The organism is Salmonella sp. NW38, assembly GCF_051807745.1.
In the GTDB taxonomy this organism is placed as follows: domain Bacteria; phylum Pseudomonadota; class Gammaproteobacteria; order Enterobacterales; family Enterobacteriaceae; genus Salmonella; species Salmonella enterica.
Genome location: NZ_JAMMTO010000003.1, coordinates 244,505 through 261,965 on the forward strand (window position 1 = coordinate 244,505; position 17,461 = coordinate 261,965).

General features: G+C 54.7%; 14 protein-coding genes. 7 read left to right on the forward strand and 7 right to left on the reverse strand.

Annotation, left to right across the window (positions count from 1 at the left end; all coding sequences use genetic code 11):
* Positions 1-15: 15 nt before the first annotated feature.
* Positions 16-144 (reverse strand): manganase accumulation protein MntS, encoded by a 129-nt coding sequence (gene mntS, locus NA624_RS07440; protein ID WP_001001755.1) that lies wholly within the window; start codon positions 142-144, stop codon positions 16-18.
* A gap of 185 nt (positions 145-329) precedes the next feature.
* On the opposite strand from mntS, the gene mntR reads away from it, so the two are divergent.
* Complete coding sequence (gene mntR / locus NA624_RS07445; RefSeq protein ID WP_000533542.1) at positions 330-803, forward strand: manganese-binding transcriptional regulator MntR; 474 nt, start codon at positions 330-332, stop codon at positions 801-803.
* The gene (locus NA624_RS07450) at positions 800-1,912 is read left to right on the forward strand and encodes an anion transporter (protein ID WP_001046521.1); all 1,113 of its coding nucleotides are present in this window, start codon (positions 800-802) and stop codon (positions 1,910-1,912) included. Before mntR ends, NA624_RS07450 begins: the two co-directional genes overlap by 4 nt.
* Before the next feature lie 43 nt (positions 1,913-1,955).
* On the opposite strand, the gene ldtB is transcribed toward NA624_RS07450, so the two are convergent.
* Entirely contained in the window at positions 1,956-2,876 is a 921-nt protein-coding gene (ldtB, locus tag NA624_RS07455; protein ID WP_001056401.1) for a L,D-transpeptidase, read from the reverse strand.
* Between the two features lie 218 nt (positions 2,877-3,094).
* Between ldtB and NA624_RS07460 the strand changes: the two genes are divergently transcribed.
* Complete coding sequence (locus tag NA624_RS07460; RefSeq protein WP_000961435.1) at positions 3,095-4,690, forward strand: ABC-F family ATPase; 1,596 nt, start codon at positions 3,095-3,097, stop codon at positions 4,688-4,690.
* Positions 4,691-4,811: 121 nt separating this feature from the next.
* On the opposite strand, the gene NA624_RS07465 is transcribed toward NA624_RS07460, so the two are convergent.
* Positions 4,812-6,077, reverse strand: a complete 1,266-nt coding sequence (locus NA624_RS07465; protein WP_439040254.1) for a DUF1479 domain-containing protein — start codon at positions 6,075-6,077, stop codon at positions 4,812-4,814.
* Between the two features lie 261 nt (positions 6,078-6,338).
* Here NA624_RS07465 and NA624_RS07470 point away from each other — a divergent pair, with 261 nt between their 5' ends.
* Positions 6,339-7,148, forward strand: coding sequence for a Cof-type HAD-IIB family hydrolase (locus NA624_RS07470; protein ID WP_000217910.1), 810 nt, complete (start codon positions 6,339-6,341; stop codon positions 7,146-7,148).
* Positions 7,149-7,225: 77 nt separating this feature from the next.
* On the opposite strand, the gene NA624_RS07475 is transcribed toward NA624_RS07470, so the two are convergent.
* The 4 genes from NA624_RS07475 to moeA form a co-directional block, all read right to left on the reverse strand.
* Positions 7,226-9,658, reverse strand: coding sequence for a glycyl radical protein (locus NA624_RS07475; RefSeq protein ID WP_000192667.1), 2,433 nt, complete (start codon positions 9,656-9,658; stop codon positions 7,226-7,228).
* A 5-nt stretch (positions 9,659-9,663) separates the two neighbouring features.
* Positions 9,664-10,563 carry a glycyl-radical enzyme activating protein gene (locus NA624_RS07480; protein WP_000576939.1) on the reverse strand — a complete coding sequence of 300 codons (900 nt, stop codon included), beginning with the start codon at positions 10,561-10,563 and terminating at the stop codon, positions 9,664-9,666.
* A gap of 277 nt (positions 10,564-10,840) precedes the next feature.
* On the reverse strand, positions 10,841-11,590 hold the full coding sequence (gene moeB / locus NA624_RS07485; protein ID WP_000829280.1) for a molybdopterin-synthase adenylyltransferase MoeB: 750 nt from the start codon (positions 11,588-11,590) through the stop codon (positions 10,841-10,843).
* Positions 11,590-12,825 (reverse strand): molybdopterin molybdotransferase MoeA, encoded by a 1,236-nt coding sequence (moeA, locus tag NA624_RS07490; RefSeq protein ID WP_000395804.1) that lies wholly within the window; start codon positions 12,823-12,825, stop codon positions 11,590-11,592. Before moeA ends, moeB begins: the two co-directional genes overlap by 1 nt.
* A 203-nt stretch (positions 12,826-13,028) precedes the next feature.
* Here moeA and iaaA point away from each other — a divergent pair, with 203 nt between their 5' ends.
* Genes iaaA through gsiB form a run of 3 tightly spaced genes read left to right on the forward strand, consistent with a single transcriptional unit; the run spans position 13,029 to position 17,423 of the window.
* Entirely contained in the window at positions 13,029-13,970 is a 942-nt protein-coding gene (iaaA, locus tag NA624_RS07495) for a beta-aspartyl-peptidase (RefSeq protein ID WP_001030503.1), read from the forward strand.
* A gap of 10 nt (positions 13,971-13,980) precedes the next feature.
* The gene (gene gsiA, locus NA624_RS07500; protein WP_001120575.1) at positions 13,981-15,852 is read left to right on the forward strand and encodes a glutathione ABC transporter ATP-binding protein GsiA; all 1,872 of its coding nucleotides are present in this window, start codon (positions 13,981-13,983) and stop codon (positions 15,850-15,852) included.
* Positions 15,853-15,884: 32 nt separating this feature from the next.
* Positions 15,885-17,423, forward strand: coding sequence for a glutathione ABC transporter substrate-binding protein GsiB (gene gsiB, locus NA624_RS07505; RefSeq protein WP_439040255.1), 1,539 nt, complete (start codon positions 15,885-15,887; stop codon positions 17,421-17,423).
* The last annotated feature ends 38 nt before the right edge of the window (positions 17,424-17,461 follow it).

The following is a 17,461-nucleotide window of genomic DNA, read 5'->3' on the forward strand; positions in this document are numbered from 1 at the left end:
TACCGCACCGCCGCGTTATTTCGTGGAAGGGTTATCCTGTTCCGGTTTGCCGTTGATCATATCGCACAACATAGAGAGCAGCATTAACCGGACTTTAAAGGGAGAGTGACTGAACACGCGTATACACCTCTTAAATTCGTTCATATAAACCTCCTGATGTTTCTATCCCATCGATCCGTGAGGGATGTCTGCATTACATACAGATATAGCACAGGCTATGTTTTATAGCTATTGCTAAAACGTTAATTTTTTGTGCCCGGACAACTCTGGTTTACAATGAGCGCTCTGTCAGCTGACGCGTTAACGCGTCACAGAAACGAGGAAGCAAAATGGGTCGTCGCGCAGGTACGCCAACAACAAAAAAAGTGACGCAATTGGTGAACGTAGAAGAACACGTTGAAGGATTTCGTCAGGTCAGAGAGGCGCATCGCCGTGAGTTGATAGACGATTACGTTGAGCTGATTTCCGATTTAATTATTGAGGTAGGGGAAGCGCGTCAGGTGGATATGGCGGCGCGGCTCGGCGTCTCCCAGCCGACTGTGGCCAAAATGCTTAAGCGCCTGGCATCGTTAGGATTTATTCAAATGATCCCCTGGCGCGGCGTTTTTCTGACGCCGGAAGGGGAGAAGCTGGCGCAGGAAAGCCGCGAGCGGCATCAAATTGTCGAAAATTTTTTACTGGTATTAGGCGTAAGCCCGGAGATCGCGCGTCGTGATGCGGAAGGGATGGAACACCATGTCAGCCAGGAGACATTGGATGCCTTTTTGGCCTTCACGCAACAGCATGGAACATCTGCAGAATGAATCTGGCCTTTTTACGGGCGCTGCGGCGTGACCGTTTTTTTCAGTTGTTGATCATTGTGGGGATGGCGTTAAGCCTGTTTGTTCCTTTTGCGCCTCGCGCCTGGCCTGGCGCGATTGACTGGCACACCATTATTACCCTCAGTGGGTTAATGTTGCTCACTAAAGGCGTTGAGCTGAGCGGCTATTTTGATGTGCTGGGACGCAAGATGACGCGCCGATTTCATACCGAGCGGCAACTGGCGATGTTCCTGGTGCTGGCTGCGGCGGCGCTGTCGACCTTTCTGACAAACGATGTCGCGCTGTTTATCGTTGTGCCGCTGACGATAACGTTAAAAAAACTGTGCGCGATTCCGGTCAACCGATTGATTATTTTTGAAGCGTTGGCGGTGAACGCCGGTTCGCTGCTGACGCCTGTCGGTAATCCGCAAAATATTCTGTTGTGGGGACGCTCCGGCTTAACCTTTGCTGAATTTAGCGGGCAAATGGCGCCGCTTGCCGTCATGATGATGCTGACGTTACTGCTCCTGTGCTGGTTTTGTTTTCCGGGTAGGGCGTTACAGTATCATACCGGTACGCGTTCGCCGCAGTGGCAGCCCCGTCTGGTGTGGAGTTGCCTGGCATTATATGTCGTTTTTCTTACCGCGCTGGAGCTCAGGCAAGAGTTATGGGGACTGGTGTTGGTGGCGGCTGGGTTTATTGTGCTGGCGCGCAGGGTGATAGTCAGCGTGGACTGGACGCTGCTGCTGGTATTTATGGCGATGTTTATTGATGTCCATCTGCTAACGCAATTGCCGGCGTTGCAGGGCGTTTTCAACCAGGTTGGCGCACTGTCTCACCTGGGACTTTGGCTAACCGCTATCGGCCTGTCGCAGGTTATCAGTAATGTGCCCAGTACCATTCTCCTGCTGAACTATGTACCGGCCTCGACGCTGCTGGCGTGGGCGGTGAATATCGGCGGGTTTGGTCTGCTGCCGGGGTCGCTGGCAAATCTTATTGCTTTACGGATGGCGAACGATCGCCGAATCTGGTGGCGATTTCATTTCTATTCGCTGCCGATGCTGGCATGGGCGGCGCTGGTGGGATATGGATTATTGCAACTGATGCCGTAAGAGAAGCCCGATAGTGTCTATCGGGCTTCGCAGGCAGAGTCTGTCAGTTCAGACGAACCGGCATCCCGGAACGATCCTGAACCGCCTGTTGTACGACGGCCTGATCAACGTCAGGCTCGTTGGTGACGGCCAGGATACTCTTATTAAGCGTGATCGGCACCGCTTCCTTACCTTCAAACTGCGCTTCCGTCGTTGACAGCGGGTTATGCACCTCAATGTAACGGCTACCGTCCGGCTCGGTGGTGGCTTTTACCGGTTCATCGATAAACTGCACGCGGGTGCCGACCGGCACATTTTCAAACAGGAATTTGATATCGTCGTTGCGTAGACGTACGCAGCCGTGGCTCACGCGAAGCCCGATGCCGAAGTTGGCGTTGGTGCCGTGAATAGCATACAGGCGACCAATGTACAGCGCGTACAGGCCCATCGGGTTATCCGGGCCCGCAGGCACGACGGCAGGCAGCGGCTCGCCGGCGGCGCGATATTCAGCGTGCATTTTTGCCGTAGGCGTCCAGGTCGGACCGGCTTTTTTACGTTCAACTTTGGTCGTCCAGTTGATAGGCGTGTCTTTACCTAACTGACCGATCCCAATCGGCAGGACGATAACGGTGTTTGTGCCTTTCGGGTAGTAATAGAGGCGCATTTCCGCGCTATTGATGATAATGCCTTCGTGTACGGTATCCGGCAGGATCAGCTGCTGCGGAATATTCAGCACGGTACCGCCCTTCGGCAGGAAGGTATCCACGCCCGGGTTGGCTTCCAGCATGTTGGACAGCCCCATCTGATACTCCGCGGCAAAATACTCCAGCGGCTGGGTATTGCCCTCCGGAACGGTGATGACCTGATTTTGCCCAATTAAACGGCTACCATCGGTAGGCAGCGGGTAAGTGACTGCTGAGGCTGTTTTACAAAAACCAACTACAGCGAAAGCCGCCGCGAAAAGCGTTGTTAATTTCATATTCATGTTATGCGAGATTCTGTGCCAAGCAGGCTAGTAGGTTGAGAATTCTGTCATGTTGGGAGCGCATTATAGGTGCATTCCAGTAAACAGGGAATTCAGATGTGTACGAAATCACGTTTTTTTCCCTTACGGTTCAGTGTAGCCCTTTGTACAGGGCGCGATCTTATTTCAGACTTGTGGCATAATAAGCGGTTTGTCACATCTTTTTTCAGGATAAGCCTGTGTTAGTTTCCAGCAACGTTACCATGCAGTTCGGCAGTAAGCCGCTGTTCGAAAACATTTCCGTCAAATTTGGCGGCGGCAACCGTTACGGCCTGATCGGCGCCAACGGTAGCGGAAAGTCCACTTTTATGAAAATCCTCGGCGGCGACCTGGAGCCGACGCTGGGCAATGTTTCCCTCGATCCGAATGAGCGCATCGGTAAGCTGCGTCAGGACCAGTTCGCTTTTGAAGCATTCACCGTACTTGATACTGTCATTATGGGGCATGGCGAATTGTGGGAAGTCAAGCAGGAGCGCGACCGTATCTACGCTTTGCCGGAAATGAGCGAAGAAGACGGCTATAAAGTCGCCGATCTGGAAGTAAAATACGGCGAGATGGACGGTTATTCCGCTGAGGCGCGTGCAGGCGAACTGCTGTTGGGGGTGGGCATCCCGCTGGAGCAGCATTACGGTCTGATGAGTGAAGTCGCGCCAGGCTGGAAATTGCGTGTGCTGCTGGCGCAGGCGTTATTCTCTAACCCGGACATCCTGTTGCTCGACGAACCGACCAACAACCTGGATATTGATACTATCCGTTGGCTGGAGCAGGTGCTGAACGAGCGCGATAGCACGATGATTATCATTTCGCACGACCGTCACTTCCTGAACATGGTTTGTACGCATATGGCGGATCTGGATTACGGCGACTTGCGCGTCTATCCGGGTAACTATGATGAGTATATGACGGCGGCGACTCAGGCGCGTGAACGTCTGTTGGCCGATAATGCGAAGAAAAAAGCGCAAATTGCCGAGCTGCAATCTTTTGTTAGCCGTTTTAGCGCCAATGCCTCTAAATCGCGTCAGGCAACGTCGCGCGCGCGGCAGATTGATAAAATCAAGCTGGAAGAGGTGAAAGCCTCCAGCCGTCAGAACCCGTTCATCCGTTTTGAGCAGGATAAAAAACTGTTCCGTAACGCTCTGGAAGTGGAAGCGCTGACGAAAGGTTTTGATAACGGTCCGCTGTTTAAAAATGTCAATTTGCTGCTCGAAGTCGGCGAGAAGCTGGCGGTACTCGGCACCAATGGCGTGGGTAAATCTACGCTGCTGAAGACGCTGGTTGGCGATCTGGACGCCGATCATGGCACCGTTAAATGGTCGGAAAACGCGCGTATTGGTTACTACGCGCAGGACCACGAATATGAATTCGAAAATGACCTGACGGTGTTTGAATGGATGAGTCAGTGGAAGCAGGAAGGCGACGACGAGCAGGCAGTGCGCAGTATTCTGGGCCGCCTGCTATTTAGCCAGGATGATATCAAAAAGCCTGCGAAAGTCCTTTCCGGTGGCGAGAAGGGCCGTATGCTTTTCGGCAAACTGATGATGCAAAAGCCGAATATCCTGATTATGGACGAACCGACTAACCACCTGGATATGGAGTCGATCGAATCGCTGAATATGGCGCTGGAGCTGTATCAGGGCACGCTGATCTTTGTTTCGCACGACCGTGAGTTCGTCAGCTCGCTGGCAACCCGCGTCATTGAAATTACGCCGGAGCGCGTGGTGGACTTCAGCGGCAGCTACGACGATTATTTGCGTAGTAAAGGGATTGAAAGCTAAACACTGACGCCCGGTGGCGCGGTGCTTACCGGGCCTACGTATCCTGGCGCGTAGGTTCGGTAAGACGGGTGCGCCCAGGCAAAGGGCACACCGCAGTTGAGCGGGCAGGGCTGTACGACCGTCAAACGTCCATACCTAATGCCCGCTTGCCGTGAATATTCAGATCGCGCAGCGTGAAGCGCCCTTCCCAGGTGGTTTCATAGTCCTCGCGCGGGAAATCGCCCGGTGATGCGCCTGTCTCCAGCGCCGCTTTCACCCTACGCGCATAGGCCAGATTTTTCTCACACATTGGCGCGGCAGGAATGTACATCACATTGCCCCAGCCCTGCTGATTTTCTACGGGGGCGACGGAGTGGATGACATCGCAATGCCACCACACGGAATCCCCGGCTTCCAGTGGCGGAATGCTGGTTAACGCCGCCATCAGTAAAGGATGCCACTGTTCAGAAATCGGCAGCACCCGGCCCGGCGCGACGCCGCATAATTCATCTTCCGGGACATCATCCAGCAGCGGGCGCAACAGAATATACGCCATCGCCTCCGGGATAGGGACGACATGAAGCAACCCCTGACCGGGCAGCATATCGGAGAGCGCGGTCCAGCCCTGGAAGGTGCGAAATACCGAGCATTTTGTGGTGTTATCCACCGTATACTCTTCAACTTCGGTACGGTGTGCCGCATTCCACGGATCGTACTGTTCGATGTTGCCGTTAAACACACTGGCGAATACCTGCTGATAGGCTGGCAGCAGCCAGCGTTCCAGCGCGCCGGAGTCGGTATGCGCTCCCAGTCCTTTGGATGTGGTGCCCGGCGGGCGGCGACGGATGCGATCCGGATAAATGATGCTGATATCCGGATTAAACCATCGCTTGCCGTCGTGCTCTACCTGCCACAGACGGTTGAGGAACGACTGCGCCAGCGCCATCTCTTCACTTTGGCGGGCCTGCATTTGCGCCTGCGACCAGTAGACAGGATAGATTTCAGGCCGGGAGGCGCTCAGCGTACCGAAAAAATTATCCCCCGGTCCTTTATACACCTCGTCAAAATGGTTCTTGTCCAGATAGTCGAGCATCGACTGGTCCCACTCCAGCGCCTGTTCGCGTGGAAAATGACCTTTAATCACCGCGCACCCGCGGCGCTTAACCTCGGCGCGGGTGGCATCGCTAATGTTGCCCATCGCCAGTTCGCTAAAAGGGATAATTGGCCATATCGGCTGTCCCTGCGCCTTCAGATCGTTAATTTCCGCCACCCGGGCTGCTATGGTGGCGCTCAAACGGTCGAACACCGCCTGTACGTCGCCGATTTGCGCGCGTAGCGCCTGCTTCATCTGACGAATGGCCGCTTTTGGGTCGGCGGGCAGCGTTTCGTGGGTAAAAGGAGTCGTCATATCAACCTCATCATCTTTCGTTCGAAAGTAAAATTAGTTACATGTGATACTTTAAGTTAAAATAAGGTTAATGCAAGTTTAAAATATTGCAGGGGAACACAAAGAGGGAAGCGAGAGGAAAACGTAAGGTGGCCAGGACGCCTTAATGTCTTATGCGGCTATTCCTTTCGTTCAGCCACTTTTCATTCGAAATAAATTTGTGGTTCTGCTCACATTGTTATTAAAATGTTTCTGGTCGCAGTTACAGCCAGGAGCTTAAGTATGACCGTTAACGTTGTCGTTACCGATATGGACGGCACTTTTCTCGACGATGCCAAGCAGTACGATCGTGTACGCTTCATGGCGCAATACCAGGAACTGAAAAAACGTAATATCGAATTTGTGGTCGCTAGCGGTAATCAGTACTACCAGTTGATCTCCTTCTTCCCCGAGCTGAAAGACGAAATTTCCTTCGTCGCAGAAAATGGCGCGCTGGTGTATGAACATGGCAAACAGTTGTTTCACGGGGAGCTAACCCGGCATGAATCGCGTATTGTGATTGGCGAACTGCTGAAGGATAAGCAGCTTAATTTTGTCGCCTGCGGTCTGAAAAGCGCTTATGTCAGCAAAAACGCTCCCGAGACTTTCGTGGCGCTGATGGCCAAACATTATCACCGCCTGCAGCCGGTAAACGATTATCACGACATTGACGATATCCTGTTTAAGTTCTCCCTGAATTTGCCCGATGAACAAATTCCGCTGGTTATCGACAAACTGCACGTATCTCTGGATGGCATCATGAAGCCCGTCACCAGCGGCTTCGGTTTTATCGACCTGATTATCCCGGGACTGCATAAAGCGAATGGCATTAGTCGTCTGTTAAAGCGCTGGAACAGGTCGCCACAGAATGTCGTCGCCATTGGCGACAGCGGTAATGATGCGGAAATGTTGAAAATGGCGCATTACTCTTTTGCCATGGGCAATGCTGCAGACAATATCAAAGCGCTTTCACGCTATCACACTGATGATAATAACCATCAAGGCGCGCTCAACGTCATTCAGGCCGTGCTTGACGGCACCGATCCCTTCTGATTAACAGGCCTGCGCAGGCCTGTTAAGCGTAGCGCCATCAGGCAATTCGGACATATTGCCGATGGCGCCAGGGCAAATTACAGCATATGTTCGGTACGGGCGATGATATCGTCCTGCGCATCCGGCGACAGCGCGGTGAAGAAGGCGGAGTAGCCTGCCACACGCACGACCAGATCGCGGTACTGGTCCGGATGTTTTTTCGCATCCAGCAGCGTTTCGCGTGACACGATGTTGTACTGAATATGCCAGCCTTTATGCACCTCAAAGAACGTCCGTAGCAGAACCATCAGTTTCTGTTTGTCGGATTCGTTTTCCAGCGTCGTTGGGTTCAGTTTCTGGTTGAGCAGCACGCCGCCGAGAATGGAACCGGTAGGTAATTTGCCTACGGAACCAATCACCGCCGTCGGGCCGAGATGATCCGTACCCGATGCAGGGCTTGCGCCTTCCGCCAGCGGCGTATGCGCTTTGCGACCATCCGGGGTAGCCATAGTCGCGGCGCCAAATGGCACGTTTGCTGAGATAGAGGACGTACCGGCGTAATAGTTGCCGCCCACAGGGCCACGACCGTAGCGCGGGTTATGGTACTGCTTCAGCTCATCAATATAGGTCTGATAAGCGCGCGCCAGCAGGGTATCGACACTGTCATCGTCGTTGCCGTACTTCGGCGCGCCGTTAATCAGACGCTGGCGCAACTGCTCGTGAGTCAGACCGTCGAAGTCATCGGCCAGCGCGGCGGCAAGCTGCTGTTGACCGATAACGCCCTGTTCGAAGACCAGTTTTTTCACGGCGGCGAGGCTGTTGCCCAGGTTGGCGATACCGACCTGCAGACCGGATACCCAGTCATATTTCGCGCCGCCTTGCTTGATACTTTTCGCTCGCTCAATACAGTCATCTACCAGCGCTGAGCAGAGAATATCGTGGACATTCTCTTCCAGCATGGTGTCGACCACATACTCAATTTCGATCGATTTGCGCGTGTAGTAGCGAATTTGGGTATCCCAGGCGGCCATCACTTCGTCAAAATTGTTAAAGTTGCCTGCGGAGAGCGCCTTTTCCTGCGGCAGAAATACTTTGCCGCTGGTGGCGTCGCGACCGCCTTCCAGCGCCGCCAGCATGACGCGGGCGAAGTTAATAAAGCTCATGCCGGTGCAGCGATAACCCCATTTCCCGCCGACGGCGGTTTCGATACAGCCGATCGCCGCGTAATCGTAAGCGTCCTGCGGTTCGATCCCCAACTTGATAAATTCCGGGATGACGATTTCATCATTGTTAAACGCCGGCATCCCAAAGCCGCAGCGGATGACCTGGACGCAGGCGTCAAGGAAATCGTTACTCATTCCGGCGTGATAACGCACACTGAGGTTGGGCTGGGTAGAACGCAGACGTCCACAGGACTCCAGAATGGCGTAAGACAGCGGATTCACTGCGTCCACTGGCTGACCGTTGATGAGATTCTGACCGCCAATGGTGACGTTTTGATACAGCGGGCTGCCCGCGGAAGCTTTAGAGTGCGAACCGGAACGGATCTTGTTTACTTCCAGTAGTTTCAGCCAGCAGCTGTGCAGCAGTTCAATGGCGTGCTCACGATCCAGCGTCTGGTTTAGTTCGACATCGCGACGATAATAGGGATAAAGATACTGGTCCATACGACCAAATGACACCGAGTGCCCGTTAGACTCAATTTGTAGAATCAGTTGAATGAAGTAGCACAATTGCAGTGCTTGCCAGAAGGTCTGCGGCGGTTGGTGGGCGATCACCTCGCAGTTTTCCGCGATGGTAAGTAGCTCTTTACGACGGCTTTCACGGGACTCTTCGCCTGCCATCTGGCGCGCCAGCGCGGCAAAGCGCGTGATGTGCTGGCTTACCGCGTCCAGCACTATATCAATCGCCTTCAGGAACTGCTCGCCATGCAGATCTTCCAGCACGGTCAGGTTGATGCGTGAGCGGCGCTCGGCGACTTTATCGCGCAGGCCATCAAGCCCTTTTTCCAGCAGTAGCGGGAAGTTCACCGCCAGGTGCGCGTCACCGGAAGTCATATTGCCTTCGGCTTTGATAATGCCAGTCGCCAGAAGCCCTTTTTGTTCATCGGTAAACATGCCGTAGCAGCGATCCTGGACGGTTTGACCGCGCCACCACGGACAGACGTCGTGCAGAATACGTTTGTTTTCTTCACTTACGGAAAAACCTGCGCCGGGCCGGTCCGCCAGGTCGTCGATCTCTTTTTCAATCCACGAGACGGTATATTCCGGGAAAATCGGCGCGGCCCGGACTTCACTTGCCTGGTTGCCGACGATCAGTTCATCGTGTTTTATCCAGATAGTGCGTTCCGCCAGGTGATGGGCCAGCGCCAGCGCGCGGCGTACCGGAATCGGTTTATCCAGATGCTGCTGGTACATTTCGGTATAATGCTGTGCGCGTTCGGTACAGACCGGCGGTTTCACGATATGTACCAGCGCGGTTTTGTGCGCCTTAATGCGGTCACTGAGCGTGTCCAGTTTCAGTTGGGTCATGATAATTATCCTCGTAGGGTCGCGGTTAAACCTTTTTGGCAGGCGTACTTCTGGGCAAAATCAAGTAACGCCGGCGCATCCAGTGGTTTATCCGGGGCATGATAGGGCTGACTGAGTAAGTGGTATTTATTGATGCCCAGCGTGTGGTAGGGCAGAAAATGAATTTCCCCGACGTGCAGTTCGTCGGCGGCAAAGTCGGTAATGGCTTTAATGGCCTCCTCATCGGCATTAAATCCCTGAATCAGCGGGACGCGAATCACCATTTTTTTGCCCGCGGCGGCGAGTTTCCTGAGATTTTCCAGCACCCGCGAGGCGCTGCCATCGGTCCACCGCTTAAACGGCCCGTCGGCGACATGCTTCAAATCAGCCAGAAACAGATCGATATAAGGCAGTGAGGGCGCAATGTATTTCCATGGGACATGCAGACAGGTCTCAACCGCAGTATGAATACCGGCGTCATGGCTGGCTTTAAACAGCTCTGCCGCCAGCTCCGGCTGCATAAACGGTTCGCCGCCGGAAAGCGTAAGACCGCCGCCGCTGCGATCGTAAAAAGGTTTATCGCGTAGTACCGTCGCCATGATCTCATCCACGCTTTTTATTTCGCCGCACACGGTTAACGCCTGTGTGGGGCAGCAATGCGCCAGGACGGAAAAATGGGCGTCGGTCAGTTTCTCGCGATGGATGAGCAGGCCGTTTAGCGCGCGCTCAATGACGTCCGGCGCGGCTTGCGCGCACAGGTCGCATCCTTCGAGACACAGCCGCGCGTCGTATAACAGATCCTGAGCGCGGGCGCGGCTTTCCGGGTTCTGGCACCAGCGACAGCCCAACGAACAGCCTTTGAAAAATACTACGGTACGGATACCGGGGCCATCGTGGGTAGAATAGCGCTGAATATTGAAGATCATAAACGGCCTCTCTTATTTCATATAAAGATTAAATTACTTTCGAATGAAAGTTATCTTGATGTGCGTCAACGAATGGAGAGGTTCTGATAAAGAGGCGTTAAGTGAGGTACAACATCACGGTTTGAGGCTGTGATATGGCGTTTAAGATGATTCCGCGCTGCTTGAGCCGATCGTCAGTCGGAGCTTGGGTAAGCTGGCTTTGCGTCTGATGACAGTAATTATCTGTTGATACAGCACGGCCATAAACCGTGCTTCGGTATGTTTATCCGTAAAGTGACTACTGACCGCAGACCTCACAGCCGGGGTTGCGCATCAACTTCATTTCGCGGAACTGACAGGTCATCGCATCGTACATGACGATTTTTCCGCTGGCAGGCTGACCGTAATGCGCCAGCAGCTTAATGGCCTCCATTGCCTGTAGCGAACCGATCACGCCAATCAGCGGCGCCATCACCCCTGCCTCTACGCAGGTCAGAGCGTTTTCGCCAAACAGACGGCTCAGGCAGCGGTAACAGGGTTCGTTTTCCCGATACGTAAAGACGGTAACTTGTCCTTCCATACGAATTGCCGCGCCGGAGATTAGCGGCACTTTCGCGGTATAGCACCCGGCGTTAAGTTGATTACGTACGCTAACGTTATCGGTACAGTCCAGTACCAGCGAATGCCCGGCAATCAGGCTGGTCATGGCGTCGTCGTCCAGCCGCGCGTTAACGGGCGTAATGGTAATATGCGGGTTGATTCGCGCCAGCGCGTCGCGGGCGGACTCTACCTTTGGCTGCCCGACCGTGGCGTCGCTGTGCAAGGTTTGACGCTGGAGATTGGAAACGGAAACGGTATCAAAATCGAGTAGCGTCAGTTGCCCGACGCCAGCGCCGGCCAGATACTGCGTTGCCGCGCAGCCGAGTCCGCCCAGCCCGACCACTAATACCCGCGCATCTTTTAACGCTTCCTGCCCTTCAAAATCGAAGCCGCGCAGAATAATTTGTCGGTTATAGCGCAGCATCTCCTGGTCGCTAAGTTCCGCCATTACAGGCCTCCGAACAGAGCATTAAACGGCTCGACTTCCACCCATTCTCCCGGCTCAACATTGCCGCGTTCACGCTCCAGCACAATAAAGCAGTTGCCCAGACTAAACGAGCTGAAAATATGTGAACCCTGGTGCCCGGTGGTCGTGACCTCCAGTTCGCCGTTGGCGCTACGTTGCAGGATGCCGCGCTGGAAATCGAGACGCCCCGGCGTTTTCTTCAGGCGAGATGCTGTGCGTACACGCTGGCGCGGCGGTACAGCGCTTGCCGTGTTGCCGCCAAGCTTCGCCAGTAAAGGCTGAACCAGTTGATAAAAAGTGAGCGCCGCAGAGACTGGATTCCCCGGCAGGCCACAGAACCAGCTATTACTGAGTTTGCCGAAGGCAAACGGTTTGCCTGGCTTGATAGCCAGCTTCCAGAAGGCGATTTCGCCCAACTCCTCAAGGATGGTTTTGGTATAGTCCGCTTCACCAACCGAGACGCCGCCGGAGCTTATCACTACATCGGCCTGGCTGTCGGCGTCGATAAACGCGGCGCGAAGCTTACCGGGATCGTCAGGAATAATGCCTAAATTGATCACTTCGCAGCCAAGCTGTTGCAGCATCAAATGTATAGTTAGACGGTTAGTGTCATAAATTTGCCCCGCCTCCAACGGCTGGCCCGGAAGCTGGAGCTCGTCGCCGGTCGAGAACAGCGCTACGCGCACTTTACGTACAACCTGCGCATCGGCAATTCCCAGCGACGCCAGCACCGGCAGTTCGGCAGTAGTCAGGCGCGTACCGGCCGGAAAGACCACCGCATCCTGGCGAATATCCTCGCCGCGGCGGCGGATGTTTTGTCCGCAACGAACATCGGCGGTAAAACGCACGCCATCATCGGTTTGTTCCGTCTGCTCTTGCATGACTACCGCCTCGCAACCTGCCGGCACCGGGGCGCCGGTCATAATGCGAATGCAGGTTCCCGCAGGCCACTCTCCCTGGTAAGGCTGACCGGCAAATGCTTTGCCGACGACGGGCAGCGGCTTATCGGCGGACAAATCCGCCACACGTACCGCATAACCATCCATAGCTGAATTATCAAAGCCGGGAACATCGAGGGGAGAAACGATATCGGTCGCCAGGATGCGGCCAAAGCAGTTCACCAGCGGCAACGTTTCTACGGCGGTGAGCGGGGTAATACGTGAAAGCATCTGGGTCAGCGCCGTTTCAAGCGGCATCAATCCGGCGGAAAATTCCATGAACATACTCCTGCGAGGCAAAATCGAATCCGGCTATTATGTCAGAAAACAGTGGCGGGCAGTATGCTACCTCGGTCTTAGAGACGGCCTTGCGCCTTTACATACCTTACGCATCTTTCTATATTCAAAAATCGAATGAATAACTCACAACAATTCTGATAGTTATAGTAAAAGTTGTGTGCCACCGTTAATGGACCCTAAAAATGAATAAAGCAGTGATTGCGATTCACGGCGGCGCAGGCGCGATTGCTCGCGCGCAAATGAGCCATGAGCAGGAGCTACGCTATATCCAGGCGCTGTCAGAGATTGTCGAAAGCGGGCAAAAGATGCTGGAAGCAGGTGACAGCGCGCTTGATGTAGTGACGGAAGCGGTGCGCCTGCTGGAAGCGTGTCCGCTCTTCAATGCGGGTATCGGCGCGGTCTATACCCGAGACGGGACTCATGAACTGGATGCCTGCGTGATGGACGGCAATACCCTGAAAGCCGGAGCCGTCGCGGGCGTGAGTCATGTTCGCCATCCTGTGCTCGCCGCCAGACTGGTGATGGAGCGCAGCCCGCATGTACTCATGGTGGGGGAAGGGGCGGAAAACTTTGCCTTTTCACAGGGGATGGCGCGCGTTTCGCCGGATATCTTTTCCACCCCGGCGCGTTACGAGCAATTGCTGGCGGCGCGTGCGGCGGGCGAAATGGCGCTCGATCACAGCGGCGCGCCGCTGGACGAAACGAAAAAAATGGGTACAGTCGGCGCGGTGGCGCGGGATAAATTCGGCAATCTGGCGGCGGCAACGTCTACCGGTGGGATGACCAATAAATTGCCCGGGCGCGTCGGCGACAGCCCGCTGGTCGGCGCCGGGTGTTATGCCAACAACGCCAGCGTCGCCGTTTCCTGTACCGGAACGGGAGAGGTCTTTATTCGCACGCTCGCGGCTTACGATATCGCCGCATTGATGGAATATGGCGGACTCAGCCTTGCCGATGCCTGTGAGCGCGTGGTGATGGAAAAATTACCGGCGCTGGGCGGCAGCGGTGGATTAATCGCCGTTGATCACGAAGGTAATGTCGCGTTGCCGTTTAACAGCGAAGGGATGTATCGCGCCTGGGGATATGCCGGGGATACCCCTACCACAGGAATTTACCGGGAATAAGGAGCCGCAGGTGCCGCACAGCGATGAACTGGATAGCCGCGATGTTCTGTCCGTCAGTGGCCTGAATATCGCGTTTCACCACGAAGGGCAACAGATAGACGCCGTGCGTAATGTGTCATTACGCCTGAAGCGTGGAGAGACTCTGGCGATTGTCGGCGAGTCGGGATCGGGAAAATCGGTGACGGCGCTGGCGTTAATGCGGCTGATTGAGCAGTCGGGCGCGAACGTGCGCTGCGGCGAAATGCTGTTGCGTCGGCGTAATCGCCAGGTGATTGAGCTGTCTGAGCAGAGTGACGCGCAGATGCGGCGTGTGCGCGGCGCGGATATCGCCATGATTTTCCAGGAGCCAATGACCTCGCTCAACCCGGTATTTACCGTTGGCGAGCAAATTGCCGAATCTATTCGTTTGCATCAGGGCGCCAGCCACGAAGAGGCGCTGGCGGAAGCGAAACGTATGCTCGATCAGGTACGGATCCCGGAGTCGCAGGCGATTTTATCGCGTTATCCGCATCAGCTTTCCGGCGGGATGCGCCAGCGAGTCATGATCGCGATGGCGCTATCCTGCCGTCCGGCGGTATTGATTGCCGATGAACCCACCACGGCGCTGGATGTCACTATCCAGGCGCAAATTCTGCAACTTATCAAAGTGTTGCAGCAAGAGATGTCGATGGGTGTGATTTTTATCACCCACGACATGGGCGTCGTGGCGGATATTGCCGATCGCGTGCTGGTGATGTATCAGGGCGAGGCCGTGGAAACCGGCAGCGTAGAGCAGATTTTCCATGCGCCGACGCATCCTTATACCCAAACGTTACTGGCCGCCGTCCCTCAGCTTGGCGCGATGCGCGGCCACTCGCTGCCACGCCGTTTCCCGTTGATTTCCGCTGACGAACCGGCCCTTTATGAATCGCAGATTGAGCAAGATACGGTGGTGGAAGGCGAACCTATTCTCCAGGTTCGGGGGCTGGTGACGCGATTCCCGCTGCGTAGCGGTCTCTTTAACCGCGTTACGCGTGAAGTTCATGCCGTTGAGAATATCAGTTTCGATCTCTGGCCCGGCGAAACGCTATCGCTGGTGGGCGAGTCCGGTAGCGGAAAATCGACGACCGGACGCGCGCTGCTGCGGTTGGTTGAATCCCGGCAGGGGGAGATTATCTTTAACGGACAGCGCATTGACACGCTGTCTGCGGGTAAACTCCAGCCGTTGCGCCGCGATATTCAATGTATTTTCCAGGACCCTTACGCCTCGCTCGACCCGCGCCAGACCGTGGGGTATTCCATTATGGAACCTTTACGGATTCATGGCCTGGGGCAGGGGGACGCTGCGGCAAAGCGCGTGGCCTGGTTGCTTGAGCGTGTCGGATTACGTCCTGAACATGCCTGGCGTTATCCGCATGAGTTTTCCGGTGGTCAACGTCAGCGCATCTGCATTGCTCGCGCGCTGGCATTGAATCCTAAAGTGATTATTGCTGATGAGGCTGTCTCCGCGCTGGATGTTTCCGTTCGCGGGCAGATCATTAATTTATTGCTCGATTTACAACGGGAAATGGGGATCGCCTACCTGTTTATTTCGCATGATATGGCGGTCGTGGAGCGAATTAGCCATCGCGTGGCGGTGATGTATCTTGGTCAAATTGTTGAGATGGGGCCGCGGCGCGCCGTTTTTGAAAATCCGCAGCATCCTTATACGCGTAAATTGATGGCGGCGGTGCCGGTTGCCGATCCCTCCAGACACCGGCCGCGGCGCGTTCTGCTATCAGATGATATACCCAGCAATATTCATAAACGTGGCGAAGAGACGCCCGCCGTTTCATTACAGTTGGTCGGGCCGGGACATTATGTTGCGCGGCCGCTGCAGGATAATGCGCTCTCGCGCTTATAACATTTAGACAGGCAGGGTTTCAGGAGAACAACATGACGCAATTTATTACGCATAAATGGCTGGCGGCGCTGGGACTGGCCTCATCCATTGCGGCTTTTCCGGCCCTGGCGGCCAAAGATGTGGTGGTGGCGGTAGGGTCTAATTTCACCACGCTCGATCCGTATGACGCCAACGATACGCTCTCGCAGGCGGTGGCGAAGTCATTTTATCAGGGGCTGTTTGGCCTGGATAAAGACATGAAGGTAAAAAACGTCCTGGCGAAAGGCTATACCGTTTCTGATGACGGTCTGACCTACACCATTACCCTACGGCAGGGGGTGAAATTTCAGGACGGCGCGGATTTTGATGCGGCGGCGGTGAAAGCGAATCTCGATCGCGCCAGCAATCCGGATAACCACCTCAAGCGTTATAACCTGTATAAAAATATCGCAAAAACGGAGGTTGTCGACCCGGCAACGGTAAAAATTACCCTGAAACAGCCGTTCTCCGCTTTCATTAATATTCTGGCGCACCCGGCGACGGCGATGATCTCGCCGCAAGCGCTGGAAAAATATGGCAAGGATATTGGTTTTCATCCGGTCGGTACCGGTCCATACCAGCTTGAAACCTGGAATCAGACCGACTTTGTCAAAGTGAAAAAGTTCGCCGGTTACTGGCAGCAGGGCTTACCCAAGCTGGATTCTATTACCTGGCGTCCGGTTACTGACAACAATACCCGCGCGGCGATGCTGCAAACCGGCGAAGCGCAATTTGCTTTTCCTATCCCTTATGAGCAGGCCGCGTTACTGGCGAAAAATAAAAACCTCGAACTGGTCGCCAGCCCGTCTATTATGCAGCGTTACATCAGTATGAATGTGACGCAGAAGCCGTTTGATAATCCTAAGGTGCGTGAGGCGTTGAATTACGCTATCAATCGTCAGGCGCTGGTTAAAGTAGCGTTTGCCGGATACGCCACGCCGGCGACGGGCGTGGTGCCGCCGTCGATAGCCTATGCGCAAAGCTATCAGCCGTGGCCCTATGATCCGGCTAAAGCGCGCGAACTGTTGAAAGAGGCGGGGTATCCAGACGGTTTCAGTACCACGCTGTGGTCATCGCACAACCATAGCACCGCGCAAAAAGTGTTGCAGTTTACCCAACAGCAACTGGCGCAGATTGGCATTAAAGCCCGGATAACCGCGATGGACGCTGGCCAGCGCGCCGCGGAAGTTGAGGGCAAAGGGCAAAAAGAGAGCGGCGTGCGAATGTTCTATACCGGCTGGTCGGCGTCGACGGGCGAAGCTGACTGGGCGTTATCGCCGCTCTTCGCATCACAAAACTGGCCGCCGACGCAGTTTAATACCGCTTTTTACAGCAACAAGCAGGTCGACAGCGATTTGGCGGCGGCCTTAAAGACCAACGATCCGCAGGAGAAAACACGATTATACAAAGAGGCGCAGGATATTATCTGGAAAGAGTCGCCCTGGATACCGTTGGTGGTGGAGAAATTGGTTTCTGCGCACAGTAAAAATTTGACCGGTTTCTGGATTATGCCGGATACCGGTTTCATCTTTGACGATGCGGATTTGAAGTAAGTAATGCGATGGGGCTGGATGGCGCGCGCGTTGTCCGC

Coding starts and splice junctions, on each gene's coding strand:
- NA624_RS07475 (WP_000192667.1), bottom strand. CDS start 9,658: ATGACCCAACTGAAACTGGACACGCTCAGTGACCGCATTAAGGCGCAC.
- iaaA (WP_001030503.1), top strand. CDS start 13,029: ATGAATAAAGCAGTGATTGCGATTCACGGCGGCGCAGGCGCGATTGCT.
- NA624_RS07465 (WP_439040254.1), bottom strand. CDS start 6,077: ATGACGACTCCTTTTACCCACGAAACGCTGCCCGCCGACCCAAAAGCG.
- moeB (WP_000829280.1), bottom strand. CDS start 11,590: ATGGCGGAACTTAGCGACCAGGAGATGCTGCGCTATAACCGACAAATT.
- NA624_RS07470 (WP_000217910.1), top strand. CDS start 6,339: ATGACCGTTAACGTTGTCGTTACCGATATGGACGGCACTTTTCTCGAC.
- NA624_RS07450 (WP_001046521.1), top strand. CDS start 800: ATGAATCTGGCCTTTTTACGGGCGCTGCGGCGTGACCGTTTTTTTCAG.
- mntR (WP_000533542.1), top strand. CDS start 330: ATGGGTCGTCGCGCAGGTACGCCAACAACAAAAAAAGTGACGCAATTG.
- moeA (WP_000395804.1), bottom strand. CDS start 12,825: ATGGAATTTTCCGCCGGATTGATGCCGCTTGAAACGGCGCTGACCCAG.
- ldtB (WP_001056401.1), bottom strand. CDS start 2,876: ATGAATATGAAATTAACAACGCTTTTCGCGGCGGCTTTCGCTGTAGTT.
- NA624_RS07480 (WP_000576939.1), bottom strand. CDS start 10,563: ATGATCTTCAATATTCAGCGCTATTCTACCCACGATGGCCCCGGTATC.
- gsiB (WP_439040255.1), top strand. CDS start 15,885: ATGACGCAATTTATTACGCATAAATGGCTGGCGGCGCTGGGACTGGCC.
- mntS (WP_001001755.1), bottom strand. CDS start 144: ATGAACGAATTTAAGAGGTGTATACGCGTGTTCAGTCACTCTCCCTTT.